This window comes from Streptomyces sp. CB02056 (assembly GCF_001905545.1).
Classification (GTDB): domain Bacteria; phylum Actinomycetota; class Actinomycetes; order Streptomycetales; family Streptomycetaceae; genus Kitasatospora.
On the sequence record NZ_LIPD01000017.1, the window covers coordinates 76,892 to 102,131 of the forward strand.

Annotated in this window: 18 protein-coding genes; 10 read left to right on the top strand and 8 right to left on the bottom strand. The window is 75.6% G+C overall.

What is annotated here, in order from left to right:
- Positions 1-145: 145 nt before the first annotated feature.
- On the top strand, positions 146-1,360 hold the full coding sequence (locus AMK13_RS34740) for a sensor histidine kinase (RefSeq protein WP_074005636.1): 1,215 nt from the start codon (positions 146-148) through the stop codon (positions 1,358-1,360).
- Between the two features lie 47 nt (positions 1,361-1,407).
- The gene (locus tag AMK13_RS34745; protein WP_074005589.1) at positions 1,408-2,115 is read left to right on the top strand and encodes a response regulator transcription factor; all 708 of its coding nucleotides are present in this window, start codon (positions 1,408-1,410) and stop codon (positions 2,113-2,115) included.
- 110 nt (positions 2,116-2,225) lie between these two features.
- Here the strand turns inward: AMK13_RS34745 and AMK13_RS34750 are convergent, their stop codons facing one another.
- Positions 2,226-3,638 carry an amidase gene (locus AMK13_RS34750; RefSeq protein ID WP_074005590.1) on the bottom strand — a complete coding sequence of 471 codons (1,413 nt, stop codon included), beginning with the start codon at positions 3,636-3,638 and terminating at the stop codon, positions 2,226-2,228.
- A gap of 134 nt (positions 3,639-3,772) precedes the next feature.
- On the opposite strand from AMK13_RS34750, the gene AMK13_RS34755 reads away from it, so the two are divergent.
- From AMK13_RS34755 to AMK13_RS34790, 8 genes are all read left to right on the top strand, one after another.
- Positions 3,773-4,435 carry a TetR/AcrR family transcriptional regulator gene (locus AMK13_RS34755; RefSeq protein ID WP_074005591.1) on the top strand — a complete coding sequence of 221 codons (663 nt, stop codon included), beginning with the start codon at positions 3,773-3,775 and terminating at the stop codon, positions 4,433-4,435.
- A gap of 160 nt (positions 4,436-4,595) precedes the next feature.
- Positions 4,596-5,843: a 3-phosphoshikimate 1-carboxyvinyltransferase gene (gene aroA / locus AMK13_RS34760; protein WP_074005592.1), complete on the top strand. Its 1,248-nt coding sequence runs from the start codon at positions 4,596-4,598 to the stop codon at positions 5,841-5,843.
- Between the two features lie 138 nt (positions 5,844-5,981).
- Complete coding sequence (locus tag AMK13_RS34765) at positions 5,982-7,007, top strand: RNA ligase family protein (protein ID WP_074005593.1); 1,026 nt, start codon at positions 5,982-5,984, stop codon at positions 7,005-7,007.
- Positions 7,008-7,173: 166 nt separating this feature from the next.
- On the top strand, positions 7,174-7,551 hold the full coding sequence (locus tag AMK13_RS34770) for a YciI family protein (RefSeq protein WP_074005594.1): 378 nt from the start codon (positions 7,174-7,176) through the stop codon (positions 7,549-7,551).
- Positions 7,548-8,825 (top strand): RNA polymerase sigma factor, encoded by a 1,278-nt coding sequence (locus AMK13_RS34775; RefSeq protein ID WP_074005595.1) that lies wholly within the window; start codon positions 7,548-7,550, stop codon positions 8,823-8,825. The genes AMK13_RS34770 and AMK13_RS34775 overlap by 4 nt, the downstream gene beginning before the upstream one ends.
- A 142-nt stretch (positions 8,826-8,967) precedes the next feature.
- Positions 8,968-10,017, top strand: a complete 1,050-nt coding sequence (locus tag AMK13_RS34780; RefSeq protein WP_074005596.1) for an alpha/beta hydrolase — start codon at positions 8,968-8,970, stop codon at positions 10,015-10,017.
- Positions 10,018-10,305: 288 nt separating this feature from the next.
- Positions 10,306-11,217, top strand: coding sequence for an AurF N-oxygenase family protein (locus AMK13_RS34785; RefSeq protein ID WP_074005597.1), 912 nt, complete (start codon positions 10,306-10,308; stop codon positions 11,215-11,217).
- 58 nt (positions 11,218-11,275) lie between these two features.
- Positions 11,276-12,970: a 4Fe-4S binding protein gene (locus AMK13_RS34790; RefSeq protein WP_074005598.1), complete on the top strand. Its 1,695-nt coding sequence runs from the start codon at positions 11,276-11,278 to the stop codon at positions 12,968-12,970.
- Between the two features lie 386 nt (positions 12,971-13,356).
- Here the strand turns inward: AMK13_RS34790 and AMK13_RS34795 are convergent, their stop codons facing one another.
- The 7 genes from AMK13_RS34795 to AMK13_RS34825 form a co-directional block, all read right to left on the bottom strand.
- Positions 13,357-14,409 carry an aromatic ring-hydroxylating oxygenase subunit alpha gene (locus AMK13_RS34795; protein ID WP_074005599.1) on the bottom strand — a complete coding sequence of 351 codons (1,053 nt, stop codon included), beginning with the start codon at positions 14,407-14,409 and terminating at the stop codon, positions 13,357-13,359.
- 7 nt (positions 14,410-14,416) lie between these two features.
- Positions 14,417-15,271 (bottom strand): class I SAM-dependent methyltransferase, encoded by an 855-nt coding sequence (locus AMK13_RS34800; RefSeq protein ID WP_074005600.1) that lies wholly within the window; start codon positions 15,269-15,271, stop codon positions 14,417-14,419.
- A gap of 137 nt (positions 15,272-15,408) precedes the next feature.
- Positions 15,409-15,819, bottom strand: coding sequence for a PPOX class F420-dependent oxidoreductase (locus AMK13_RS34805; RefSeq protein WP_074005601.1), 411 nt, complete (start codon positions 15,817-15,819; stop codon positions 15,409-15,411).
- A 34-nt stretch (positions 15,820-15,853) separates the two neighbouring features.
- Positions 15,854-20,611, bottom strand: coding sequence for a DNA repair ATPase (locus tag AMK13_RS34810; RefSeq protein ID WP_241853158.1), 4,758 nt, complete (start codon positions 20,609-20,611; stop codon positions 15,854-15,856).
- A 124-nt stretch (positions 20,612-20,735) separates the two neighbouring features.
- Complete coding sequence (locus AMK13_RS34815) at positions 20,736-22,766, bottom strand: flotillin family protein (RefSeq protein ID WP_049655427.1); 2,031 nt, start codon at positions 22,764-22,766, stop codon at positions 20,736-20,738.
- A 124-nt stretch (positions 22,767-22,890) separates the two neighbouring features.
- Entirely contained in the window at positions 22,891-23,619 is a 729-nt protein-coding gene (locus AMK13_RS34820) for an OB-fold-containig protein (protein WP_074005603.1), read from the bottom strand.
- Positions 23,620-23,990: 371 nt separating this feature from the next.
- Positions 23,991-25,112 carry a PucR family transcriptional regulator gene (locus tag AMK13_RS34825; RefSeq protein ID WP_241853159.1) on the bottom strand — a complete coding sequence of 374 codons (1,122 nt, stop codon included), beginning with the start codon at positions 25,110-25,112 and terminating at the stop codon, positions 23,991-23,993.
- Positions 25,113-25,240 lie beyond the last annotated feature (128 nt).

Here is a 25,240-nt window from a genome sequence, read left to right on the forward strand (position 1 = left end):
CCCCGCCGCGGGGAGCCGCGTCGTGCTCGGCGGAGTCGGCGGAGCCGGCGGGTGGCGGACGGCGCGGGGGCACGGCGCGGACCTGCGGAGATCCTCCCTCGATCGGGGGAGGGCGAGGGTGCGAAGGCCGGTGATACTGGCGGACATGATCAAGGGACTGAAGCCGCTGCTGCGCGGGTCGACGTATACGGGTGTGCTGTTCGCGGTGGTCGGGGCAGTGGCCGCGCTGCCGGTGGCGATGGTGGCGCTCGGGGTGACGCTGGGGCTGTCCGGCCGCCCGGACTCGGTCTGGGTGGCGCTGCCCCTGTGGGCGGTGCTGCTCGGGCTGTGCGGGCTGCCCCGGATGGTGCGCCGGGTGCTGGCGGCGGGGGCGCGCAGGACGCTGGGCGTCGCGGTGCCTGCCCCGGTGAAGGGGGCCGCCGCGGCGGAGTGGTGGCGGACGCCGGCGTTCGTGGTGGCGCATGTGGCGCTGGGCTGGACGGTGCTGATCGGCGGCAGCACGCTGCTGGTGACGGCCGTGGCGCTGCCCGGGCGCTGGGCGGAGGGCACGGCGCGGGTCAGCCTCCTCGGCTGGGCCACGGACGTGACGGGCGTCTGGGCCTGGATCGTCGGAGTGCTCGCCCTGGTGCTCGCGGTGGCGCTGTTCGTGGCCGTGTCGGGCGCGCTGCGGTGGCTGGCGCCCCGGCTGCTCGGGCCCTCGCCGGCCGAGCGGCTCGCGATGGCCGCCGAGCGGGAGCGGCTGCTGGCCGAACGCAACCGGCTGGCCCACGAACTGCACGACTCCATCGGGCACACCCTGACCGCCGCCACCATCCAGGCCGCCGTCGCGGGCGAGGTGCTGGCCGACGACCCGGTCGCCGCGCGGGCCGCCATGCGCAGCATCGAGGAGTCGACCCGGGCCGCGCTGGAGGACCTCGACTACGTGCTCGGCGCGCTGCGCGAGGAGCAGTCCGGCACCGCGCCGACCCGCACCCTCACCGACCTGCCCGAACTGATCGACCGGCTCCGGCACGCGGGCGCCGTCGTGGCGCCGCGCACCACCGGGGACCTGGCGCAGGTGCAGGGCACGCTCTCCCGGGCCGCGTACCGGATCGTCCAGGAGGGGCTGACCAACGCGCTGCGGCACGGCTCGGGCGGGACGATCGAGCTGCGGGTGGCGGCGGGGGCGGACGAGCTGGAGCTGAGCGTGGTCAACGGGGTGGCGGACGGGGCCGGGGCGGGCGGCTTCCCGACCTCCGGGCACGGCCTGCCCGGGCTGGCCGAGCGGGTGCGGCTGCTGCACGGCGAGTTCGAGGCCGGCCCGTACGGCGAGGGGCAGTGGCGGCTGGCGGTCCGGCTGCCGATGCGGTGGTCGGCGTGAGCGGGAGCGGTGGTCGCGGCTCCGGGGGGAGCGGGGCCGACGGGAGCGTGAGCGGGAGCGGTGAGGGCGGGGCGGCCGACCCCGCCGCGGGGGCGGCGCCCGACGTCACCCTCCTGATCGCCGACGACGACCCCGTCACCCGCAGCGGCCTGAGCACCCTGCTGGGTGCCCAACAGGGCATCACGGTGGTCGGGCGGGCCGCCGACGGCGTCGAAGTGGTCCAGCAGGTCCGGATGTTGCGGCCGGACGTGGTGCTGATGGACGTGCGGATGCCGCGTCGCAACGGGATCGAGGCGACCCGCGAACTGCTGAAGGACGCCGACCCGCCCAAGGTCGTGGTGATCACCACCTTCGAGAACGACGGCTACGTCACCGCCGCGCTGAGCGCCGGCGCCAGCGGCTTCGTGCTGAAGCGGCGGCCCGTCCCGCAGATCGCCGAGGCGGTACGGGTGGTGGCCGCCGGGGAGGCGGTGCTGTTCCCCGCCGCGCTGCGCCGGATGGTCGCGGCCCGGCCGCTGGAGTCGGCCGAGGCGCTGCCCAGGGCGGCGCTGACCGGCCGGGAGGAGGGGGTGCTGCGGCTGATGGCGACCGGGCTCTCCAACCCGGAGATCGCGCAGGCCCTCGCGGTGAGCCAGGAGACGGTGAAGACGCACGTCGGGAACGTGCTGGGCAAGCTCGGCGCGCAGAACCGGACCCATGCGGTGGTGATCGCGTACGAGAGCGGGCTGGTGGTGCCGGGGCTGCCCGGCGCCTGAGCGGCGGTGCGGCCACGGTGATGTGGCCACGGCGGGAGCAGCCCCGGCGGTCGGTGCGGCGTGCGGTGTGCGGTGTGCGGGCGTGCGGCCTATGGCTTACGACCTGCGGCTTACGGCCTCGGGTCGATCGGGGCGAGGGTGCCGAGGCGGTCCTCGACGGCCTGGGCGGCGGCCAGGCAGAGGTCCTCCCGGAAGGCCCGGCCGACGAGCTGCACACCGGTGGGGAGGCCGTCCGCGGCGAGACCGGTCGGGACGGCGACGGACGGGACGCCGACGAAGCTGGTCACCGAGCAGAGCCGCATGGCCGAGGCGACCCGGTCCCGGCCCGCCTGGTCCCGCGACTCCAGGCCCGGTTCGACCGGCGGCTCGGTGAACACCGGGCCCAGCAGCAGCGGGTACGCGTGCAGGAACTCCGCCCAGGAGCGGCGGATGTTCATCCAGGTGCCCAGCAGCCGGATCAGGCCGGGGCCGTCCACGGGCGGGGAGCTGCGCATCGTCAGCTCGATGAAGCGGTCGCCGCCCTCGCCCAGCAGCTGCCGGACGGCGGGCCAGTTCGGCGCGAACTCGGTGCCGGTCAGGCGGTGGTAGGTGTCGAGCGCCTCGTCCAGCCGCGGGACGTCGGGGACCTCCTGGACGTCGTACCCGGCGTCGCGCAGCGCGTCGGCGGCGGTCTCGACGGCGCGGCGGACGGTCGGGTGGACGCCGTGGCCGCCCGGGTCGGCGACGACGGCGACCCGGACGGGGGCGGCGAGCGGCTCGCCGTACAGCGGGACGGGCACGGCGCGCGGGTCGCGCGGGTCGGTGCCCGCCAGCGTCTCGTAGGCGAGCCGCAGGTCGGCGACCGTACGGGCCAACGGGCCGTCGGTGACCAGGACCTGGGAGGCCGGGCCGGGGTCGTCCGGGCCGATCAGGCGCTGGTCGGCGGGGAAGCGGCCGGTGGTCGGATCGAGGGCGGCGACCCCGCAGAAGGAGGCGGGGATGCGGACCGAGCCGCCGGAGTCGTTGCCGAGCCCGAGCGGGGCCATCCCGGCGGCGACGGCCACGCCGTCCCCGCCGCTGGTGCCGCCCGGGGTGCGGCGCTGGTCCCAGGGGTTGTAGGTGTCGCCGTACAGCTCGCTGCGGGTGTGCATCCCGGCGAGGATCAGGGTCGGCAGGTTGCTGTGGCCGATCGGGATCGCCCCGGCCGCGCGCAGCCGGGCCACCGGGACGGCGTCGTCGGTGGCGACGTGGTCGCGGAAGCGCGGGGTGCCGAAGGTGGTGGCCACGCCGGCGATCGGGGTGCACTCCTTCACGGTGAACGGCACGCCCGCGAGCGGACCGAGGGGCTCGCCGGCGGCCCGGCGGCGGTCGGTGTCCCGCGCGGCCGCGCGGGCCCGGTCGGCGAGGAGCTGGGTGACGGCGTTCAGACGGGGGTTGACCTCGTCGATCCGGGCCAGGTGGCTGTCCACCACTTCCAGGGCCGACACCTCGCCGCCGCGCACGGCGGCGGCGAGTTCGGTGGCGGGCTTGCTCCACAGGGACATGGGGGCGCTCCTCGGCGGGTCGTCGGGCTCGTTCCGATGCGGTCGCATCGGAACGGAACGAACCCTAGCCCGGAACCGATACGCTTGCATCGGAATATCGAGTATCGGAGAACACGGCGGCGAGGAGGACGGGCATGCCGAAACAGGTGGACCACGAGGGCCGGCGCCGGCGGATCGCCGAGGCCGTCTGCCTGCTGGTGGACGAGCACGGGCTGGAGGGCGTCACCCTGCGGGACGTCGCCACCCGGGCGGAGGTCTCGATGGGGGCCGTCCAGCGCTGCTTCCGTACCAAGGAGGAGATGCTGCTGGCCGCGCTCGCGCACGTCGGCGAGCGGGTCACCGCGCGGGTGCGGAACCGGCTCACGGCCGGCCCGGCGCAGTCGGCGGCCACCGAACTCGGGCTGGTGGCGGGCGAGGTGGCGCTGCTGCGCGAGGAACACCGGGCCGAGGCGCGGATCTGGCTCGCCTTCGTCGCCGGGGCCGCCGTCAACCCGGCGCTGGCGGCCACCCTGCGGAGCAGCTACGCGGCGCTGGAGGAGCTGGTGGTGCGGCTGGTCGCGGAGGCGGCGGGCGGGGGATCGGCGCTGGGCGGGGCGACGGCGGGCGGGCCGGCGGCCGGGGGATCGGCGCTGGGCGGGGCGGACACCGCCGGGGCGGTGGACGCGCGGAACGAAGCCCGTACGCTGCTCGCCCTCGCCGACGGGCTCACCGCGCACGTACTGGTCGGGCACCGGACGGTGGCGGAGGCGGAGGAGGTCCTGCACACGCACCTGGCCGGGCTCTGGGCGCGCTGCTGAAACGGCCCCTCGGCACGCGGCTGAAGTCGTCGCCCACTGTTGTCGCCCCCGTCACCGTCCAGTCCGTGGATGGTCGGCCACGGCGGTGGCCGGGTCGGGCAGGATCGGGCCCGACGTCACCGGAGACACCTGTCGGACACTCGAGTTGGGAGAGCCTGCCGTGACTGCTGTGGAGATCCCCGGGTCCAAGTCCATCACCGCCCGGGCGCTGTTCCTGGCCGCCGCCGCCGAGGGCGTGACCACCCTGCGCCGGCCGCTGTCCTCGGACGACACCGAGGGCTTCGCGCAGGGGCTGGACACCCTCGGGTACCGGATCGAGCGGACGGCCGCGGCGTGGCGGGTGGAGGGCCGCCCGGCCGGTCCCGCCGTCCCGGAGGCCGAGGTGTACTGCCGCGACGGCGCCACCACCGCGCGCTTCCTGCCCACCCTCGCCGCCGCCGGCCACGGCACGTACCGCTTCGACGCCTCCGCCCAGATGCGCCGCCGCCCGGTCGCCCCGCTCACCCGGGCGCTGCGCGACCTGGGCGTGGACCTGCGGCACGAGGAGGCCGAGGGGCACCACCCGCTGACGGTCCTCGCCGACGGCGTCCGCGGCGGTGAACTCACCCTGGACGCAGGGCAGTCCTCGCAGTACCTGACCGCGCTGCTCCTGCTCGGCCCGCTCACCCGGGACGGCCTGCGGATCACCGTCACCCGGCTGGTCTCCGCGCCGTACATCGGCATCACCCTGGCGATGATGCGCGACTTCGGGGTCGAGGTGAAGCGCGAGCGGACGCCCGCCGGCGAGCTGTTCGAGGTGCCACCCGGCGGCTACCGGGCCGCCGACTACCCGATCGAGCCGGACGCCTCCACCGCCAGCTACTTCTTCGCCGCCGCGGCCCTGGCCGGCCGGGAGGTCACCGTCCCCGGCCTCGGCCGGGACGCGCTCCAGGGCGACCTGCGCTTCGTCGACGTGCTGCGGCGGATGGGCGCCCGGGTGGACGTCGGCGCCGACCGCACCACGGTGGCCGGCGAGGGCCCGCTCGGCGGGATCACCGTCAACATGCGGGACATCTCCGACACCATGCCCACCCTCGCGGCCATCGCCCCGTTCGCCACCGGGCCGGTGCGGATCGAGGACGTCCACAACACCCGGGTCAAGGAGTGCGACCGCCTGGAGGCCTGCGCCGACAACCTGCGCGCGATGGGCGTCACCGTGACCACCGGGGACGACTGGATCGAGATCCGGCCCGGCACGCCCCGCCCGGCCGAGGTCACCACCCACTCCGACCACCGGATCGTCATGTCCTTCGCCGTCACCTCGCTGCGCACCCCCGGCATCACCTTCGACGACCCGGGCTGCGTGCGGAAGACCTTCCCGGGGTTCCACGAGGCCTTCGCGGCGCTGCGCGCGGAGTGGGGGGTCTGACCCGCGCCGCTCCGACCCGGGTCGCCGCTCCGACCCGGGTCGCCGCTCCGACCCGGGTCGTCGCTCCGACCCGGGTCGTCGTCCGGGCCGGGAAATCCCGGTTGCCAGGCGGCGGCCCCGGCGGCGAGGATTCCGTTCGTGTCCGAGACGGTGTTCGAGACGGTGTCCGACGGGCCCGGGCTGCGGCCCTACCCCAAGATCCCCGCCCGGGGCCGCTCCGGCGGGCCCGGCAGCCGCGAGTGGACCGCGGCCGAGAAGGTGCACGGGGCGCACTTCGCCGTGGTCTGCGAAGGCGGCTCCGTCCGGGCCGCGAAACGGCGTGAACTGCTGGACGACGAGGGGCTGGACGGCTTCTTCGGGGTGAGCCGGATCTGGCCCGAACTCTCCGTCGCGGCCGCCCGGTTCGCCGCCGCGGTGCGCGAACCGTGGGGCGCCGCCGCCGTGGTGACGGTCTACGGCGAACTGGCCGGCGGCCGCTACCCGCACGCCGGGGTGCCCGCCGTCCCCGGCGTCGACCCGGTCCAGACCGGCGTCTGGTACGCCCCCGGCCTGCGCTGGCTGCCCTTCGACGCCACCGTCGAGACACCCGAGGGCCGTTGGTGGATCGCCGACCGGACCCTGCGCACGGCCGCGCGGGCCGCCGGACTCACCTGCGTCCCCCTGCTCGGCCACGGCCCGCTGAACACCCTGCACGACCTGCCGGTCCGCTACCCCAGCCGGGTGCCCGCCCTGCTCGGCCTGCCCGAGCTGCCGGACAACCTCGCCGAGGGGTACGTCCTCAAACCGGCCGGCGAATGGCACGAGTCCGCCACCGCCCGTCCGCTCGTGAAGGTGAAGCAGCAGGCCTTCGCCGAGGACGACCGCTACGACGGCGCCCGCCCCTACCTCCCCCCGCCGGAGGGCGCGGCCGGCGTCCCCGCCTGGCTCCTCGTCCAGGCCTCGGCCCTGCTCACCCCCACCCGCGCCGCCGCCGCCGTCAGCAAGCTCGGCCCCCGCACGCCGGCACAGGCCGTGGCGGCGGAGATCGCGGCGGACGTGGCCGAGGAACTCGCCGACGCCGTGGGAGGGTTGGACCCAACCGTCCTGGCCGCCCTGCGCCAGGCCCTCGAACCGGGGGCCCGGGCCCTCACGTCCTTCGACGCGGAGGACCGGCGCAACTCCTGAGCGTCGGGTGGCCGGCGGCTGCCGTACCTTGATCGTCTGTGGGGTCAGGGGCGCGAGAAAGATTCCTCGGGAAAGTCGTCGGCCGATGTAGAGGCCGGGTTCCGCCGCTCCGACTGAGAGGTGACGGCGCGCCGACGGGGCGCGTGAGACGGAGGGGACACCCGGAATGAAGTACGTCGCGATGATCTACGGCAACCAGGCCAAGTGGGACTCCTTCCCGGCCGAGGCGTGGCCGGAGGCGATCGCCAGGCAGGAGGCGTTCAACGCGCGGTACCGGGAGAGCGGGGAGCTGGTCGGCGCGTACGGGCTGGCGGACGCGGCGGCGGCGCAGCTGGTGCGGCGGGCGGAGGGGGTGCCGGTGGTCACCGACGGGCCGTACCTGGAGACCAAGGAGTACGTGGCCAGCTTCTACCTGTTGGACTGCGAGAGCCTGGAGCGGGCCCAGCAGATCGCGGCGGACATGCCGTTCGCGGACGTGGAGCCGGTGGAGCTGTGGCCGATCCTGCACGAGTCCGCGGCGGGCGACCTCCCCGTGTGCGAGTGAGCGGAACGACCGGTGCCGTCGAGGGCCTGCTGCGCGAACTGGCGCCGCAGGTCCTCGGCGTGCTGGTGCGGCGGCACGGCGGGGCGTTCGACGCGTGCGAGGACGCGGTGCAGGAGGCGCTGCTGGCCGCCGCGACGCAGTGGCCGGAGGGCGGGGTGCCGGGCAACCCGAGGGGCTGGCTGGTGACGGTCGCGGACCGGCGGCTGGTGGACCGGGTGCGCAGCGATTCGGCGCGGCGCCGCCGGGAGGAGGCGCTGGCGCTGGCCACGCCGCAGTCGGCGCTGCTGGCCCCCGCGGCCGACGCGCCCGACCCGGCGGCGGACGACTCGCTCGCGCTGCTGTTCCTCTGCTGCCACCCGGCGCTGTCCGTGCCGAGCCGGATCGCGCTGACCCTGCGCGCGGTCGGCGGCCTGACCACCGCGCAGATCGCGGCCGCGTTCCTGGTGCCCGAGGCGACGATGGCGCAGCGGATCAGCCGGGCGAAGCAGACGCTGAGGAGCGTGGGCGGGGGACTGTCCCTCGGCGGGGGAGAGTCCCTCCCGGAGGGCGGGGCGGGGCGGCTGGGTGAGGTCCGGCACGTGCTGTACCTGGTCTTCAACGAGGGCTACACGGCGAGCGGCGGCGAGGAGCTGACCGCGCCGCGGCTGTCCGAGGAGGCGATCCGGCTGACCCGGCTGCTGCGGCGGCTCACCCCCGGGGACGCCGAGACGGCGGGGCTGCTCGCGCTGATGCTGCTGACCGACGCCCGCCGGCCGGCCCGTACCGGGGCGCACGGCGCGGTGGTGCCGCTGGACGAGCAGGACCGCGGCCGGTGGGGCCGTGAACTATTGGACGAGGGGCTGGAGTTGATCGCCTCGGTGCTGCCGCGCGGGCACGCCGGGCCGTACCAGGTGCAGGCCGCGATCGCCGCGGTGCACGGGGAGGCGGCGACGGCGCGGGAGACCGACTGGCCGCAGGTCCTGGCGCTGTACGACCTGCTGCTGCGCCTCGACCCGAACCCGGTGGTCGCGCTCAACCGGGCGGTCGCGGTCGCGATGGTGCACGGGCCGGAGGCCGGGCTGGCGCTGGTGGCGGAGCTGGCCGGGGACCGGCGCCTGGCCCGGCACCACCGGCTGCTCGCCGTCCGGGCGCACCTGCTCGACCGGCTCGGCACCGACCCGGCGGCCGCCGCCCGCGCCTACCGGGAGGCGGCGGCCAGGACGGCGAGCGCCCCGGAGCGGCGCCATCTGGCCTCCCGGGCACGGCGGTTGGAGATGGCCTCGAGTTCGGGGTGAGCGGGCGGCGGCGGGGTCGAGGGCGGGTTCAGACGGCGTCCAGGGGGCTTCCGCGTCCGGTGGGAGGGGCCCATCATGGGCTCCCGGCCCCGGTAGAACCGCCCCGACACCGTTCCAGGGCCGCCGTCAGGAGGCAGAAGAGATGACGATCCCACCGCCCGTTCGGATCCAGGCCGCCGTCGTCCGCGCCGCGTACGCGCTGCCCGAGGGCCTGCGGCGGGCCGTCGCGGGCAAGCCGGTGGTCCTCGACGGGCAGACGCTCGCGCTGGACGCGCAGTTGATACTCAAGCTCCAACGGCTGTCCGGGGCGTCCCTGGTGATGTCGGGCGGGGTCGGGCCGTCGCGCGCCGCGATGGAGCACGCGCGGCACCTGGTGGGCGGGCCGCGCAACCGTACGGTGGCCGCGCGGAGCGTCGGCATCCCGCAGGAGCACGGCGAACTGGCCGCGACGCTGTACACCCCGGAGGGGCTGGCGGCCGGTTCCGGCCTGCTGGTCCTCCTGCACGGCGGGGGCTGGGTGGTCGGCAGCCGGGCCAGCCACGACCACGTCGCCCGCTTCCTCGCCCAGCGGGCGCGGGTGCGGGTGCTGTCGGTGGAGTACCGGCTGGCGCCCGAGCACGCGTTCCCGGCGGCGGCCGAGGACGCGCTGGCCGCGTTCGACTACGCGCACGCCAAGGCCGCCGACCTGGGCGCGGACCCGGAGCGGATCGCGGTCGGCGGGGACAGCGCGGGCGGCAACCTGGCCGCCGTCGCCGCCCAGCAGGCGGTCCGGCGGGGCGGCCCCGCGCCGGTGTTCCAGCTGCTGCTGTACCCGGCGACCGACGCCTCGACCCGGCGCCCCTCGCGCGCACTGTTCGCCGACGGGTTCTTCCTGACCAGCGCCGACATGGACTGGTTCGCCGACCGGTACGCGCCCGCGCCCGCCGACCGCACCGACCCGCGGCTGTCGCCGCTGCTCGCCGAGGACCTGACCGGCCTGCCGCCCGCGTACATCGGCACCGCGGGCTTCGACCCGCTGCGCGACGAGGGCGAGGCGTACGCGCGGGCGCTGGAGGAGGCCGGGGTCGCGGTACGGCTGAGCCGGCAGTCGGACCTCATCCACGGGTACGCCAGCTACATCGGCATCGGCCACCGCTTCCGGGAGGCGACGGCCGAGGCGGCGGAGGCGCTGCGGCAGGCGATCGGCGGGTAGCGGCAACGCACCGGAGGGCTTGCGGCGAAGGGTGGGACCCCAGCAGCGGGCGGGTCCCGCCCTTCGCCGTGCCGTGAGACGGGAAGGCGGGGCGGGGCCGGAGGCAGAAGGGGGGCGTGACCGTGAGACGGAAGGGGGCGTGCCCGGAGGCAGAAGGGGGGCGTGAGCCGTACGGTCACGCGCCGGATCGCTGTCGCGCAGGGGGTTCTCGGCGACCGGCTCTTATTGTACTGTCCGTCTAATAAGCGGGTGAGCGGGAACCCGCGGAACAGGCACCTGGAGGCAGCCATGGCTCTCACCTGGCAGACGGGGCACGGCCACACCACGGCCGACGACGACGTCTCGAAGCGGCTGCTGGAGTCGGCCGCCACCCTCTCCTACGACCCCTCGACCGAGATCGACTGGGACGCCCCCCTCCCGGACGACCACTACGGCCTCAATCCGGAGTGGAGCACCCTCTACGGCACCCGGCTGTGGGACGAGATGACCGAGCGCCAGCGGGTCACGCTCACCCGGCACGAGGTCTGCTCGATCATGAACACCGGCATCTGGTTCGAGATGATCCTCCAGCAGATGGTGCTGCGCGACCAGTACCTCAAGAACCCCGCCACCGCCGAGTTCCAGTTCGCGCTCACCGAGATCGCCGACGAGTGCCGCCACTCGATCATGTTCGCCCGCGCCTGCGCCAAGATGGGCGTCCCCGCCTACCGCCCGAACAAGGTGATCGCCCAGTCCGGGCGCGCCTTCAAGGCGCTCGCCAAGGGCGAACTCGCCTACGGCGGCATCCTGGTGGCCGAAGAGGTGCTCGACGTCATGCAGCGCGACTGGATGCGCGGCGAGAAGGTGCTGGAGATCGTCCGCGGCACGTCCCGGATCCACGTGGTCGAGGAGTCCCGGCACATGAAGTTCGCCCGGCAGGAGATCCGCGAGCGGATGCGCCACGCGAGCCCGGCCCGCCGGCGCGCCTCGGCCACCGGCATCGCCGTGGGCGCGTACGTCATCGTCACCAGCATGGTGCACCCGGGCGTGTACAAGGCCGCCGGGCTCGACGTGCAGCGGGCGCTCGCCGAAGTGCGGGCCAGCGAGCACCGCAAGGCGATGATGCGCACCAGCTCCCGGCACCTGATGGCCTTCCTCGCCGAGACCGGCCTGCTCACCAGTCGCTCGGCGGCCGTCTACCGCCGGGTGCACATGCTCTGACGGACCGTCACCACCGAGCCGCCCCATCCCCCACGCGCAGCGAGGACCCACCCCGGCCATGGCCTACGCGATCACCCAGACCTGCTGCAACGACGCCTCGTGCGTGTCCGTCTGCCCGGTCAACTGCATCCACCCGACCCCGGACGAACCGGAGTTCGGCACCACCGACACGCTCTACATCGACCCGCGGGCGTGCATCGACTGCGGCGCCTGCGCGGACGCCTGTCCGGTGGACGCGGTGTTCCCGGTCGACCGGCTGCGCGGACCCGACACCGTGTTCGGCGACCTCAACCGCGACTGGTTCCGCGACCACCCCAACGACCACGCCTGGGGCGCGCCCAGCTTCCCGCGCAGCCTGCCGGCCGAGGTCGGCGCGCTGCGGATAGCCGTCGTCGGCACCGGCCCGTCCGCCGGGTACACCGCGCAGGAACTGCTGCGCGGCACCAGCGCCGAGATCACCATGATCGACCGGCTGCCGGTCACCGGCGGCCTGCTGCGCCACGGCGTCGCGCCCGACCACCAGTCCACCAAGCGGATCGCGGAGAGCTTCGCGAGCGTCTTCCACGACCCGCGGCTGCGGATGCACCTGAACGTGGAGATCGGCACGGACCTCACCCACCAGGAGCTCGCCGCCCACCACCACGCGGTGGTGTACGCGGTCGGCGCGGCCGCCGACCGCCGGCTCGGCATACCCGGTGAGGACCTGCCGGGCAGCCTGCCCGCGACCGCCTTCGTCGGCTGGTACAACGCCGAACCGACGGTGCCCGCCGACGCGGTGGAGCTGACGGCGGAGCGCGTGGTGGTGGTCGGCAACGGCAACGTCGCGGTGGACGTCGCCCGCATCCTGCTCACCGACCCCGACCGGCTCGCCGCCACCGACATCGCCGACCACGCCCTGGCCGCGCTGCGCCGCAGCCGGGTCCGGGAGGTCGTGCTGCTCGCCCGGCGCGGCCCCGGGCAGGCGGCGTGGAGCAGGGCGGAGTTCCTGGCGCTGCGGCGGCTGCCGGGCGTCGAGGTGGTGGTGGCCGACCACCCGGAGGTCCGGGCGGCCATCGAGGCGGCGGCGGAGGCGGGGGCGGAACGGGGGGCGGAAGCGGGGTCGGGTACGGCGTCGGGGGCGGCGCTGCTCGCCGGGCTGCCGCTGGTGCCGCACGACGGTGACGCGGCGCCCGGGCCGGGGCGGCGGATCGTGCTGCGGTTCCTGTCGGCGCCGGTCGAGCTGTCCGGGGAGGGGCGGGTCGAGGCGCTGACCGTCGAGCGGACCGCCCCGGGGGCGGACGGCCGGGTCGAGGGCACCGGCGTGCGGGACGTGCTGCGGGCCGGGCTGGTGGTGCGCTCCATCGGGCACCGGGGCGTCCCGCTGCCCGGGCTGCCGTTCGACGAGCGGACCGGGACGGTCGCGCACCGGGCGGGGCGGGTCGTCGAGCCGGCGACCGGACGGCCGCTGCCGGGGACGTACGTGGTGGGCTGGGCCAAGCGCGGGCCGTCCGGCGGGATCGGCGCCAACCGGGCCTGCGCCCGGGAGACGGTGGGCGCGCTGCTGGACGACGCGACCGCCCGCGCGCTGCCCGTCCCGGAGGCGGGGTGCGGCGACTTCGAACGGCTGGTGCGCAAGCGGCGGCCGGACGCGGTCGGGCTGCGGGAGCTGCGCGCGGTGGACCGCGCGGAACGCGAGCGGGGCGAGGCCGAGGGGCGGCCCCGGGTGAAGCTCGCCACCGTCGCGGAGCTGCTGGCGGCGGGACTGCGGCGGTAGGGCCCCGGCCCTCGCACAGGACGTGCGCAGGAAGTCGGGTGGGCCGACTTCCTGCGCACCGGCGGCTCCCCGCAGGGGGTTGACCTGCGGGGAGTCGGGTTGACGTGGCCGTGTCCCGGTACGGGCGGGGCGCGTTGGCCGGGTGTGAGTGGTTTTGGGAGGCTGCCGGAACCGGAGCGGCCGTTGGTTGAGGAAACGATCCTGCACGGTGCTCCGGACAGACCGCCGGAGCAGCCGCCGGAGCAGTCGTGGGCGGCGCCCGTGCCGGAACCCGTGGCGGAGACGCCCATCTACGCCGAACTGGCCCGGCGCTGGCAGGCCGAGGGGCGGGCCGTCCCCGGGCTGCCCGACCCGGACTGGGAGCCGCCGGCCGCGCCGGCCGGGGCTCAGGAGGCGTCCGGCTCCGGCTGGAGCCCGGCGCGGGCGTCGGGGTGGAACCCGGGGGCCGGCTCGGGGTGGAACCCGGGGTAGAACTGCCGCGCCCACCGGCGGAACAGCCCGATCGAGCGCTCCCCGGGGACGAGCCGGGGCTGCGCCAGGTACCGCTTGTGGTCCAGGACCGGGCGGTCCTGCTTGATGATCCGCACCGAGGCCTGGAGCGCCGCCCAGGAGGCCGCCCGGTCGACGGCCCGCGCCGCACCGACCCCCGGCACCGGCACCGTGGCGGTCACCGCGAAGCGCACCCTGGTCCGCCACGGCGCGACCGGCGTCGGCAGCACCCACACCCGCAAGGTGCCGCCCACCTGCGGCAGTTCGACCTCCATGCGCATCAGCCCGAGGCCGAACAGCGTCACCGGCTGCTCCAGGCTCACCGTGCCCAGCCCGGGGAACCGGGTCGTGGTGCGCTGGTGGACGGTGAACAGCGGCCCGGCCACCTCGGGCGGGGCGGTCTCCCGGGTGTCCAGGCCGTGCAGCACCCGGGTGTGCCGGAAGTCGACGCTGTTCTCCATCACCTCCTGCGGGTGGGAGAGCACGTCCCCGCTCCACCACGCCAGCGGCCGTACCCCGACGGCCGGCGGCAGCTCCCAGGCCGGTGCGCCGCCGTCCGGACCGCCGCCCGAACCGTTGCCCGGGCCGCCGCCGGGGCCGCACCAGACGAACAGCGCGCCGTCCCGCTCGCACAGCCGGCGCCCGGCCAGGGCGCCCCGGAACCGGATGCCGTCCGGCGAACCGGTGCACGAGCCGTCCGGGCCGAAGGCGAAGCCGTGGAACGGGCAGACCAGCTCCTCGCCCCGGACCTTCCCACCCGCCCCGAAGTGCGCGCCCAGGTGAGGGCAGTGCGGGCCGACCGCGCGCACCGCGCCCCGGCGGGTCCGGTACAGCACCACGTCCTCGCCCATCAGCCGGACCGCGCGCACCCGCCCGGGCGGCAGGTCCCGGGACCGGCCGACGCAGAACCAGCCACTGGGGTACGGCAGGGGGGCGGAGCGCTCGTCCACGCGGAGTTCACCTCGATGGCTTGACAGCCGTGTGAACGTACCAGGCGACGTGCTCCCGAACGCCGTACATCTCCACCGTGGACCGGAGATTGAGCCACTTGGCCGGATCGCCGAAGCGCCGCAGTATCTCCCACGGCAGCCGGAAGTACGCGTACACGGCCTCCGAGGTCGGCAGGTAGTACGGCGTCGCGTCCAGCGCCTCCTCGACCTCGAACCCGGCCTCGGCGAGCAGCCGCGACAGGTTGCCGGCGTGGTAGACCTTGGAGCCGGTCATCGTCATCGCGTCCAGGTACGGTTCGATCAACGCCCTTGCGCCCGGCTCCATTTCGTCCAGCGGGCCGGTGCTCATCGGGCCGAGCAGCACCAGCCGGCCACCCGGGCGCAGCACCCGGTGGAGCTCGGCCAGCGCCCGGGGCGGGTCGTAGGAGTGGACCAGCGTCTCCATCGAGTACGCGCCGTCGAACTCCCCGTCGTCGAAGGGGAGCCGGTGGAAGTCCCCGAAGCGGAACACCGTCCGGTCGCCCATCCGGGCCCGGGCGCTGAGCCGGGCCGCCTCGGCGAGGTGGAAGTCCAGGACGTCGACCCCCGTCACCGCCAGCCCGAAGCGCAGGGCCATCGCCCGGGCCACCACCCCGGCCCCGCAGCCGGCGTCCAGCACCCGTGCCCCGGCCGGCAGCGCCAGCTTGCGCCCCAGCACGTCCTCCAACTGCCGCTGCGCCCGCCACAACCGCCACTTCGACTGCCCCGGCTCCGTCCACCCCCAGTGCCGCGCGTTGCGCGCCACCCGGGTGTAGAACCACCGGCTCCCCGCCCGCCCGTACACCCTGCGCAGCCCGGCCAGATCGAGTCCCTGAGCGCTCATGCCAGCGGGTTACCCGGCTCGCGGCGCCGCCTACCCCCGCCGTTTGCGGATGCCCCGATGGAGTGAATCATGTGGTCATCGTTCCATCGGTGGGGTGGGGGAGGGCGGGCAGCGGGGGAGTCGGGCCCGCCGAGGTGTCAGTCGACGTCCCGGGCGGTGGAGCCCAGGGCCTCCAGGTTCCAGGTGACGATCCGCCGGGGGTGCACCCGGATGACGTCCCGGCTGAACCGGTCGGGCGCCACTGGCGGGACGTCGACGGCGAGCACCTCCGCCCGGCCGCGGATCTCCACGCCGCGGCCCCAGCCGGGCGCGACCGGATCGTCGGCGGGCGCCATGTCGTCGACCAGGACGGACACCTCGGGGCGGTCCCGGGCGTTGCGGTACTTGCGGCTGCGGGCGTTGTCCGGTCCGCCGATGTCGATGGTGCCGTCCTCGTTGAGCCGGAACCCCACCGGCCGGACCTGCGGGGAGCCGTCCGGGCCGGTGGTGGCCAGGCGGGCCAGCGGTTGGCCGGTGAGGTAGGCGCGTTCGCGCGCGGTGAAGGTCATGCGGACGACGGTAGGAGCTCAAGCGCCCTTCAGGTCAAGGGTGCTCGCCGGGCCGTCCGCGCTCCGACCACGAGCGCTTCAGCTCCGCCCAGCGGGCTGTCTGATTCTCCGTCAGGGTGCCACGGAGTTCGGCGAGTTTGAGGAGCTGGGCCTCGGCGTCGGCGCCCAGGGGCTGGGCCTCGGCGCGGTAGTGGTCGGTGAGCAGGGCGTCGAGTTCGGGGCGGGTGAGGGCGGGGTCGAGGCGCTGGGCGAGCTTGGCCATGTTGCGGTAGGAGCCCTGGAGCAGGAAGGGGGGCTCGGTGCGGGTGCGGTCGTCCTGGGCGGCGGAGGCCAGGTAGGCGCGGTTGACGGCCAGGACGGTGGAGCGCAGGTGGAGCAGGCCGGCGAGGACGGCGGTCATCCGCTCGGTCTCGGCGGCGGGCCAGGCGCCGGCCAGGGTGCCGCCGGGCAGGCCGCCGGCGCGGGCGAGCAGGGTGTCGAGATCGGCGCGTTCGGCGGTGGCGAGCGGGGCCAGGTGGGGGCTGGCGGGCAGGGCGTTCTCGACGAAGCTGAGCGCGAACAGGTCCTCGCGCCCGGCGACGGCGTCGCCGAGGTTCCACACGTCGGCGCGGTTGGCGAGCATGTCGGGCAGCCGGAAGAGGCGGCCGGACTCGGTGTACGGGTTGGCGGCCATGACGACGGCGAAGCGCTTGCCGCGCAGGTCCCACTCGCGGGCCTCGCCGTCCCAGACGCCGTCGACCCGGCGCTGGGCGTCGCACAGCGGGATGAAGCGCTGGAGGAACTCGGGCGAGGTGTGCTGGACGTCGTCCAGGTAGAGCAGCACGTTGTCGCCCGCGTGCAGGGCGAAGTTGAGCTTCTCGACCTCGCGCCGGGAGGTCGCGTCGGGGGCCTCGGCCGGGTCCAGCGAGGTGACCCGGTGGCCGAGCGCGGGGCCGCTGACGGAGACCAGCAGCAGGCTGAGCCGCTCGGCGAGGTACTCGACCAGGGTGGTCTTGCCGTAGCCGGGCGGGGAGACCAGCAGCAGCAGGCCGCTGCGGTCGACCGGTCCGCCGGGCCCGGCGGTGCCGAGCTGCTTGGCGAGGTTGTCGCCGACCAGCGGCAGGTACACCTGGTCGATCAGGCGGTTGCGGACGAAGCCGTTGAGTGGGGCGGGCCGGTACTGGTCGAGCCGCAGCCGGGCGTGCTCGGCGGCCAGCAGTTCGCCGCGCAGCCGCTGGTAGGCCCGGTAGCCGGGCACCTCGACCTGCTCGAACTCCGCCACCCGGGCGAGCAGTTCGTCCAGCCGGAGGTCGAGCGCTCCGCCCGCGAGCCGCGGGTGGTCGCCGAGCAGCCCGGTGATCCGGGCGCCCACGGCCCCCTCGGCGGGGCGGCGCGGCAGGGACGGGCAGAGCAGCGCGGCGGCGGCCTCGGCGAGGTCCGCCGGATCGGCGTCGACGGCGCCCGACTCCAGCCAGGCGGCGGCGAGTTGGCGCCGTACCGGCAGCAGATCGGGCTCCTCGGGCAGTGCGGCCAGCGCCTCGGTGAGACCGGCCGACTCGGGGGCGGCGCGGAACTTGTCGAGCAGTGCGGCGGCGCCCGTCGAGTGGGCGAAGCTGGGTGCGGCGGCGGCCAGTTCGGCCACCAGGTAGGGCCCGGCGGGCGCCGCTCCCGGGACGAAGTCCGCGACGGCGGAGGAGAGTTCGCGGGCGAGGGCGTCCAGCGCGGCCTGCGCCGGGGCGCCCCCGAAGGCGTCCCGGGCGAGGCCCAGCGAGCGGGCCCGGGTGTGCCAGAGCAGCCGCTGCCGCTCGTCGGCGCCGTGCGCCCAGTACAGCTGCGCGGCCGCCCGGGCGCCCGCCGGGTGGCGCAACAGCCCGGCCTCGGCGTCGAGTCGGAGCAGGGCGCGGAGCAGCAGCGCGGCGTCGTGGTCGTGCACGCCGCGCTGGTAGCCCTCGTCCGGGCGCTGCTCGGCGGCCCGCCGGACGTGCTCCAGCAGCTCGGCGTCGGTGAGCGGCGCCGCCGCCTCGACGGTCGGCAGCAGGCTCGCCGCGAGGTACTCGGCGCGGTACAGCCGCGGGGTCTCCGAGGGCAGCGGGCGGTCCCAGTACCGCTCGGTGGCGGCGAAGGCCGGGTCGGTGACGGGGGAGCGGTAGTCGGTGCCGGTGAGGGTGAAGGCGGGGCGTCCGCGCCAGGGCACCAGGGCGAGTTCGGGGCGCTGGGTGGTGACGGCGAACAGGTGCCGGCCCAGCCGCAGGGTGCCGGGGCCGTCCCCGGCGAGCTCGGCGCGGTCGCGCAGGGCCCGGTGGGCGCGGCCGCGGGCGGCGCGCAGCCGTCCGGTCAGCTCCTCGGCCCGGACCCGGTCGCCGAGCGCGGTCAACTGCCCGGCCAGGTCGCGGAGTTTGACGGCGGTCGGGTCGGCGGCGAGGGCGGCGTCGATCTCGGCGGCGGTGTCAAGACCGGCCAGCCGGCGGTGCAGGGTGTCGAGGACGCGCCCGGCGGAGGCGGCCAGCCGGTCGGCGCGCCGGGCCCGCTCCTCCAGCAGGTGCTGGCGGCGGGCGGTGAGCGCGTCGTGGACCTCGGTGCGGCGGGCGGTGAGCTGCTCGCCGAGCGCCGGGTCGGCGTCGGCGAAGCGGGTCTCCAGCTGCTCGATCCGCAGCAGCAGCCGGCCGAGCTGCTCGTCGCAGGCCTCGGGGGTGTCGGCGGCGGCGAGCGCGGCGGTGGTGGCCTGGCCGAGCAGGGCGGTCTCGGCGGCGAACTCGGCGGCGGCCTCGCGGGTGTGCAGCTCCCGGCGGCGCACGGTCAGCGCGGACCGGGCCCGGTTGAGCAGCCCGAGCACGTCGGCGAGCCGGTCGAGGATCGCGGTGCGGGTGGTGGCGTCGGCCAGGTCGAGGGTGCCGACCAGCTCCGAGACGGTCTGCAGGGCCTCGCTCTGGCCGCCCAGTTCGAGGCCCAGCGGCTCGGCCTCGGCGGCGGTGGCGATGGCGGCGCAGCGCTCGGCCAGCTCGCCGGCCCGCTGCCGGTGGGGCTCGAAGGCGGTCGGCTCGGCGAGCTGGCCGACGGCGCGGTCGGCGGCCTCGGCCAGGCCCTCGGCGAGGTGCGCGGCGAGCCCGTCGATCCGCTCCGGGTCGGCGCGCGGCAGGTCGCGCAGCGCCTCGACGCGGCCCTGGGCGCGGCGCAGTCCGGCCAGCCGGTCGACCCACTCGGCGGCGTCGGCCAGGGTCTCGCCGCGGGCGGTGCGCAGCAGGCCCTCGACGTGCTCGGCGGCCTCGTCGGTCTGCCGGGCGGCGTGCGTGGTGAGTTGGGCGACGGCCTCGTACTCGGCGACGACCTGCCGGGCGGTGTCGCGGATCTCGGCGAGCGGCGCGGCGAGGTCGCCGAGGCCGTCCTGGCCGAGCCAGTGGTGCCGGTCGGCGGTGCGGGTGCAGGCGGCGAGGACGGCCTGGTGGCCGGCCGGGGTGTCGGCGCCGGCCGCGGCCAGCCGGGCCAGGGCCAGGCAGTCGGCCAGGCCGCGGACCAGGTCGGCGTTGCCGATCCGGGCCAACGGCCCGCTGCCGGGCGGCTGTTCGGCGGCGAAGCGCTCGCTGGTGAACGGGGTCTGCCAGAGCTGGACGGGGTGCAGCCGGGTCGGCCCGTCCTCGGCCGGGCGCAGCGCGATCAGGGTGCCGTCGGCGAGCAGCGCGTAGCCCTGGCAGGGCAGCGGGGCGGCGGCCTCCTGGCGGACGCTGTTGTACGGCTGGAGCAGGGCGCGGCCGTCGGCGGGGGAGCGGAACTCGTACAGCACGTCCTCGCCGTTGGGCGAGAGGAGGGTGCGCTCGTAGCGCAGGCCGTCGACCGGCTGGTCGAAGGTGCGCACGGTGCCGTCCACCAGGTGGCAGCCGCCGGGGAAGGCCACGCCCTGGTCGGCGGGCAGCCGCAGGCAGGCCTGGCCGAGCGCGTCGATCCGGGTGACGGTGCCGGTGGGCAGGTGCACCACCAGGTGCCGCTCGGTCTCCTCCTGGTACGGGCGCACGCGCACCAGCAGCAGGGTGCCGAGCCGGGCGTGGGCGATCCGGGCGTCGGCGAGCGTCTGCAGGGCCTCGGCCAGCGGCTCGCGGTGCAGCTCCCGGCCGTCCGGGGCGGTGATGGTCAGCCGGCCGCCGTCGACGCCGACGAGCAGTTCGCCGGCCAGGTCGGCGCGGGGCGGGCGGCCGGGGCCGGCGGGCAGCTGGTCGTCCCGGGTGAGGGTGGTCCAGGGCAGCTGCTGCCCGTCGGCGGGGGTGTGGTCGCGTTCGCCGCGCCCGTCCAGGTAGGACGGCTGGGCGTCGTCGGCGAGGCCGTCGTCCAGGCGCCAGCGCAGCACCCGGACGTCGGCGGCGGTCGGGCCGGTGCGGAAGACGGCGAGCAGCCGGCCGTCCACCGCGCGCAGCCGCTCCAGCCGGGCGTCGCGGAAGTAGCGCCGCAGGTCGGCGAGGTCCTGGCGCAGCCGCGGGTCGTCCAGCAGGGTGCCCTCGGCGGGCGCGGGGGAGAGGTCGGGGTGGTGCAGGCCGAGGACGTCGGTGAAGTCCCCGGCGCCGTCGGCGGATTCGGTCGGACGGGTGGCGAGCAGCAGCAGCCCGCCGGCGGCGGTGAGGTCCTGCGGCAGGCAGGCCCGGTCGGTGGTGAGCCGTCCGGTGCCGGCCAGCCGCAGCTCCCCGCCGCCGAACTCGGCAACCCGGCGGGCGTTCAACGCCTGGGCCCGGTCGGCGAGTTCGGCGGCGGCTCGGGCGAGCCGGTCGCGCAGGACCTCGTAGGTGCCGGCGTCGAGCCGGGCGTCGAGGGCGTCCACGGTCACGGTCACGTTCCTCAGTTGACTCGGTCGAATCGGTTGCCGCGATCGATGCGGCTGGATCGGTAGCCGCGGTCAGCGCGGTCGGCGCGGTCGGCGTGCCCGCTCAGCGCGGTCGGCGTGCCCGCTCAGCGGATCACTTGGAGCCGTTGGCCGAGGCGAGCCCGCCGGCCAGCGCCCCGATCGGGGTCTCCGCGACGCCCAGCTTCCGTGCCGACTCCAGCAGTTGGCGCAGCTGACCGGCCTGGTCGCCGGCCCCCGAGCCGATCAGCTTCATCAGCAGGGCGGACACCGTCAGGTTCTGCACGTCGGCCGTGGAGACCGAGGAGAGCACCCGGGTGAGGTCGTCCGTGAAGCTCGCCCGCCCGTCCAGCCAGGGCCCGGCCAGGGTCTGCGCGGTCTGCGAGTGGGCGACGAAGGCGTCCACGCTCTTGCCGGCCGACACCGACTGCACCAGCCGGTCGAAGAACACCGAGTCCCCGCCGACGATGTCGATCTTCGCCTTCTCCAGCCCGGCCGCGACCAGCGCCGCCTGGGCCTCGGCGATCTGCCGCTGGGTGTCCAGCCCGGCCAGCCGGACGTCCTTCTCGGCGGCCAGCCGCAGCCGGTACTCCTCGTGCCCGCGCGAGGCCTCGTCCAGCTTGGCCATCGCCGCGGCCTTCTCGGTCAGGCCCTCGGCCTCGGCCTTCAGCCGACCGCCGATCTCCAGCGCGGCGGCCTTGGCCTTCTCCGCCTGGACGACGGCCTCGGCACGGCCGACCTTCTCCACCGCCGCGGCCTCCTGCTCGCGGACCTGGACCCGGGCCAGGCCCTCGGCCGCGGCCTCCGCCCGGACGCCCTCGGCCATCCGGATCTTGGCGGCCGCGTCCAGCTCGGCGGCCTGCTGCCGGGCCTCGGCCAGCACCAGCGCCTCGCGGGCCTTGTGGGTGGCGGCCTGCTCGGCGGCCTCCGCGGCCTTGATGTCCTTGACGAGCTTCTCCTGCGCCTCGGCCTCGGCCTGGATCACGACGGCCTTGCGGACGCGCTCGGCCTCCTCGGTGGCGCGCAGGGTCTTGACGGCCTCCTCCTGCTCGGCGACGGTGCGGTCCACCGCGACCCGCTCGCGGACCACGTCGGCGACCTCGCGCTTGGCGGACTCGAGCTCCTTCTCCTTGGCGATCGTGGCGAGCTGGGTCTCCCGCTCGCGGCCGACGACCTCCAGCAGACGGTCCTTCTCGATCCGCTCGTTCTCCACCGCGATCACCCGCTCGCGGTTCTTCTGCGCCACCGCGACCTCGCGGGCCTGGTTCTCCCGCTGCACCCCGAGCAGCTCCTCGGTGCGCAGGAAGGCGGTCTGGGCGTTGAGCCGCTCCTCCTCCTGCACCCGGGCGATCACCGCGTCCTCCTTGGCCCGCAGGGTCTCGATCTCACGGCGCTGGCGGATCTCGGCGTCGGCCTGCCGGCGCTCCAGCTCCAGGACGGCCTCCCGGGCGTCCACGTTCTGCCGGGTGATCTCCTTCTCCTCGGTGCGCTGGTACTCGTTGGTGCGCACGTGCTCGATCGCGGTCAGCTCGGTGATCTTGCGGATGCCCTGGGCGTCCAGGATGTTGTCGGCGTCCAGCTGGTTCATCGGGGTCTGTTCCAGGTGGTCGATCGCCGCGTCCTCAAGGGTGTAGCCGTTGAGGTCGGTGCCGATGACCGCGATGATCTGGTCCCGGAACTCGTGCCGGTGGGTGTACAGGTCGGTGAAGTCCAGCTGCTTGCCGACGGTCTTGAGCGCCTCGGCGAACTTGACGGCGAAGAACTCCTGGATCGCCTGCGGATCGCTGGCCCGGGCGGTGCCGATCGACTGCGCGACCTTGATGACGTCCTCGACGGTCTTGTTGACCCGGACGAAGAACGAGATCCGGATGTCCGCGCGGATGTTGTCCCGGCAGATCAGACCGTCCCGGCCGGCCCGGTGGATCTCCACCGTCTTGGCGGTGATGTCCATCAACTCCGCTTTGTGGAGCACCGGGAGGACGATCGCGCCGGTGAAGGTCACGTCCACCTTCTTCGTCCGGGAGACGATCAGTGCCTTGCCCTGCTCGACCTTCTGGAACAGGCGGCCCACGAACAGCAGCATGGCGAGCAGGATGAGCAGCACGACGGCGACGAGCACGCCGAAACCCACGGCGATGGTGTCCATCACGGAGTCCTTTGACGAGATGGCGAGTTGGAGCGAAGAGGTGGTGCGAGGAGTCGATGGGAAGAGGTGGTGCGAAAGGGAAGTGCGGTGGCGGAGGGCCGGCCGGGGAACGGGAGGCCGGGGATCAGACGCCGGTGGACGGCGGCTCGAAGGGCGCCACCAGGAAGTGCTCGCCCACGGCGTCGTAGTCGAAGATCAGGGCGGCCCGCCCGGCCGTCAGGCCCGGTTCGGGCTCCGCCGTGCGGACCTGGACGGTCGCGGTGGAGCCGTCCTCCGCGGTGACCTCGGCCTGCCCGAAGTCGGCCGTCACCCGGCCGGTCCGGATCACGCAGACCCGGCCGACGAAGTCCCCCCGGGTGGCCGGCCGGTCCTGCGGGAACAGCCGCGACAGCGGCCGGACGAGCACCCGGGTGCCCGCCCAGGAGGCGGCCAGCGCGACGACGAACACGCCGCCGCGCGCCGGCGCCCCCGAGGTGAGGACGGTGCCGGCCAGGCTGACGAACCAGGCGAGCGCGACCAGCAGCGACACCGCCACCGTCACGGGCACCCCGCCCAGTCCCAGCGCGTCCAGCACGCCCGTGTGGTGGCCCGCACCGGGCCGGTCGGGTCCCCCGTCGGCACCGTGCCCCCCGGCACCGTGCCCCCCGTGTCCGACGTGCCCCCCGTGCTCGGTACCGAGGTGGTGCCCCGCGTGCCCGACGTCCATGTGGTGCCCGGCGTCGTGCCCCCCGTGCACGGCGCCGGGAACGAGGCCGCCGAACAGCATCAGCAACCAGTACCCGACCACCACCACCAGCGCGAAGCTGAACAGCGCCGTCGGAAAGGCCAGCGCGGCCGCGAAGAATCCCCCCATCCCGGCCACCCTCCCCCGCCTCTCCACCGGCGCCGCGCTTCGGCACCGGGGAGATCATGACAGCGCCGGGGCCCGTCGCACATTGCCAGGATCCGGCAATCTTTACGCCCTCTTGACACCCTGGTACACGCGGCCCGCGTGACACTGCAACAACCAGGCAACAGGACGGGCGCCGGACGGTCGCAGCGGCGCCGCGCGGGTTTCGCGCGGCGGGACCGCGGCGGCCCTTCCCTGGGCGGCGGGGACTACGGCCGTCGTGCCGCGCACTACGGCGGTAGTCCAGCGCACCACGGCGGTAACGCCGCGTACCGCAGCGGTAGTTCCGCGCACTACAACGGTTGTTCCGTGCACTACAGCGGTAGTCCCACGCACTACAGCGGTTGTTCCGGCCAGTTCAGCAGCCGCGCCCCCATGGCCGCCGTCTCCAGGGTGAAGCGCTGGAGCGCGTCCGCCGGGTCGTACCCGGTGAGCGCCTTGATCCGCTCCAGCCGGTAGCCCAGGGTGCGCACGCTCAGGCCCAGCCGGCGCGCCGCCTCCGCGTTCACGTACGCGGCCTCCGCCTGCACCGCGATGGTGTCCAGCAGCGGACGGGCGCCGCCGCGCGCCTCGGTCAGCGGGCCGAGCACGGTGCGCACCAGGTCGGCCATCGCCGACCGGTCACGCATCAGCACCGGGAAGACCAGCAGCTCCTCGGCCCGCAGCTGCCGGGCGGGCAGGCCCAGCCGCTGCGCGTAGTCCAGGGCGTCCAGCGCCTCCTCGTAGCTGCGCAGCACCCCGCTCGGCCCCGAGTGCCGGCGGCCGGTGGCCACCCGCCGGACCGGCTGGTAGCCGCGGCCGCTCCCCGGGCGCAGCGTCAGCTCGGCGAAGGCCTCCAGCACGGCCCGCTCGGAGTCCGGGGCGATGCACACCAGCCGGCCGTCCTTGCTGGCCAGCAGCACGTCCCGCTCGCCGAACCGCCCGGCCAGCTCCCGCTCCACCCGGTGCACCATCGGATGGACGTCCGCGAACGGCTCGTCGCCGACCGCGACCGCCACCGTGTACGCGCCCGCCAGCCGCAGCCCGAATCGCTCCGCGCGCTCGGCGAGCAGTCCGAGGTCGCTGCGGCCGAACAGCAGGTCGTCGATGAACTCCCGCCGGGCGGCCTCCTCCTGGCGGACGGCCAGGCGCTGGGCCCGCTCGTGGCCCTCGCCCAGCGCGGCCAGCGCGGCGTCGGTGGCGGCCAGTACCGCGTCGCCGGTCCGGCGCAGTTCGGTGACGCTGCTCGCGGAGGTCGTCCCGGGCAGGGTCTGCCAGGCCCGCCGGGCCGCGGCCAGGCAGTGCGCGACCACCTCGCGCAGCCCGTGCCCGGCCTCGGCGCAGTGCTCGCCGAGCCTTCGCAGGCGCTCCAGCTCCTCGCGGCGCAGCAGCCGGCCGGTGCGGGAGACGTCGGCGAGCAGCACGAGGTAGACCTCGGCCAGCTCGGTCGGTATGTCGTAGTCGATCTCCTCGGTCACCCTGTCCTGCCAACCCCCGTGCGGCCCGGTATTTCGGCGCTGAATTTATCAGGGGCACTCCGGCCGGGAACGGGCGCGGCGGCCCCCGCCACCGGCCGGGGAGGCCCCCGCCACCGGCCGCTGCCGCC

Excerpts from the sequence above, each read along its gene's own strand:
- AMK13_RS34740 (WP_074005636.1), top strand. The coding sequence starts at position 146 with ATGATCAAGGGACTGAAGCCGCTGCTGCGCGGGTCGACGTATACGGGT.
- AMK13_RS34750 (WP_074005590.1), bottom strand. The coding sequence starts at position 3,638 with ATGTCCCTGTGGAGCAAGCCCGCCACCGAACTCGCCGCCGCCGTGCGC.
- AMK13_RS34755 (WP_074005591.1), top strand. The coding sequence starts at position 3,773 with ATGCCGAAACAGGTGGACCACGAGGGCCGGCGCCGGCGGATCGCCGAG.
- AMK13_RS34770 (WP_074005594.1), top strand. The coding sequence starts at position 7,174 with ATGAAGTACGTCGCGATGATCTACGGCAACCAGGCCAAGTGGGACTCC.
- AMK13_RS34780 (WP_074005596.1), top strand. The coding sequence starts at position 8,968 with ATGACGATCCCACCGCCCGTTCGGATCCAGGCCGCCGTCGTCCGCGCC.
- AMK13_RS34785 (WP_074005597.1), top strand. The coding sequence starts at position 10,306 with ATGGCTCTCACCTGGCAGACGGGGCACGGCCACACCACGGCCGACGAC.
- AMK13_RS34790 (WP_074005598.1), top strand. The coding sequence starts at position 11,276 with ATGGCCTACGCGATCACCCAGACCTGCTGCAACGACGCCTCGTGCGTG.
- AMK13_RS34800 (WP_074005600.1), bottom strand. The coding sequence starts at position 15,271 with ATGAGCGCTCAGGGACTCGATCTGGCCGGGCTGCGCAGGGTGTACGGG.
- AMK13_RS34805 (WP_074005601.1), bottom strand. The coding sequence starts at position 15,819 with ATGACCTTCACCGCGCGCGAACGCGCCTACCTCACCGGCCAACCGCTG.
- AMK13_RS34815 (WP_049655427.1), bottom strand. The coding sequence starts at position 22,766 with ATGGACACCATCGCCGTGGGTTTCGGCGTGCTCGTCGCCGTCGTGCTG.
- AMK13_RS34820 (WP_074005603.1), bottom strand. The coding sequence starts at position 23,619 with ATGGGGGGATTCTTCGCGGCCGCGCTGGCCTTTCCGACGGCGCTGTTC.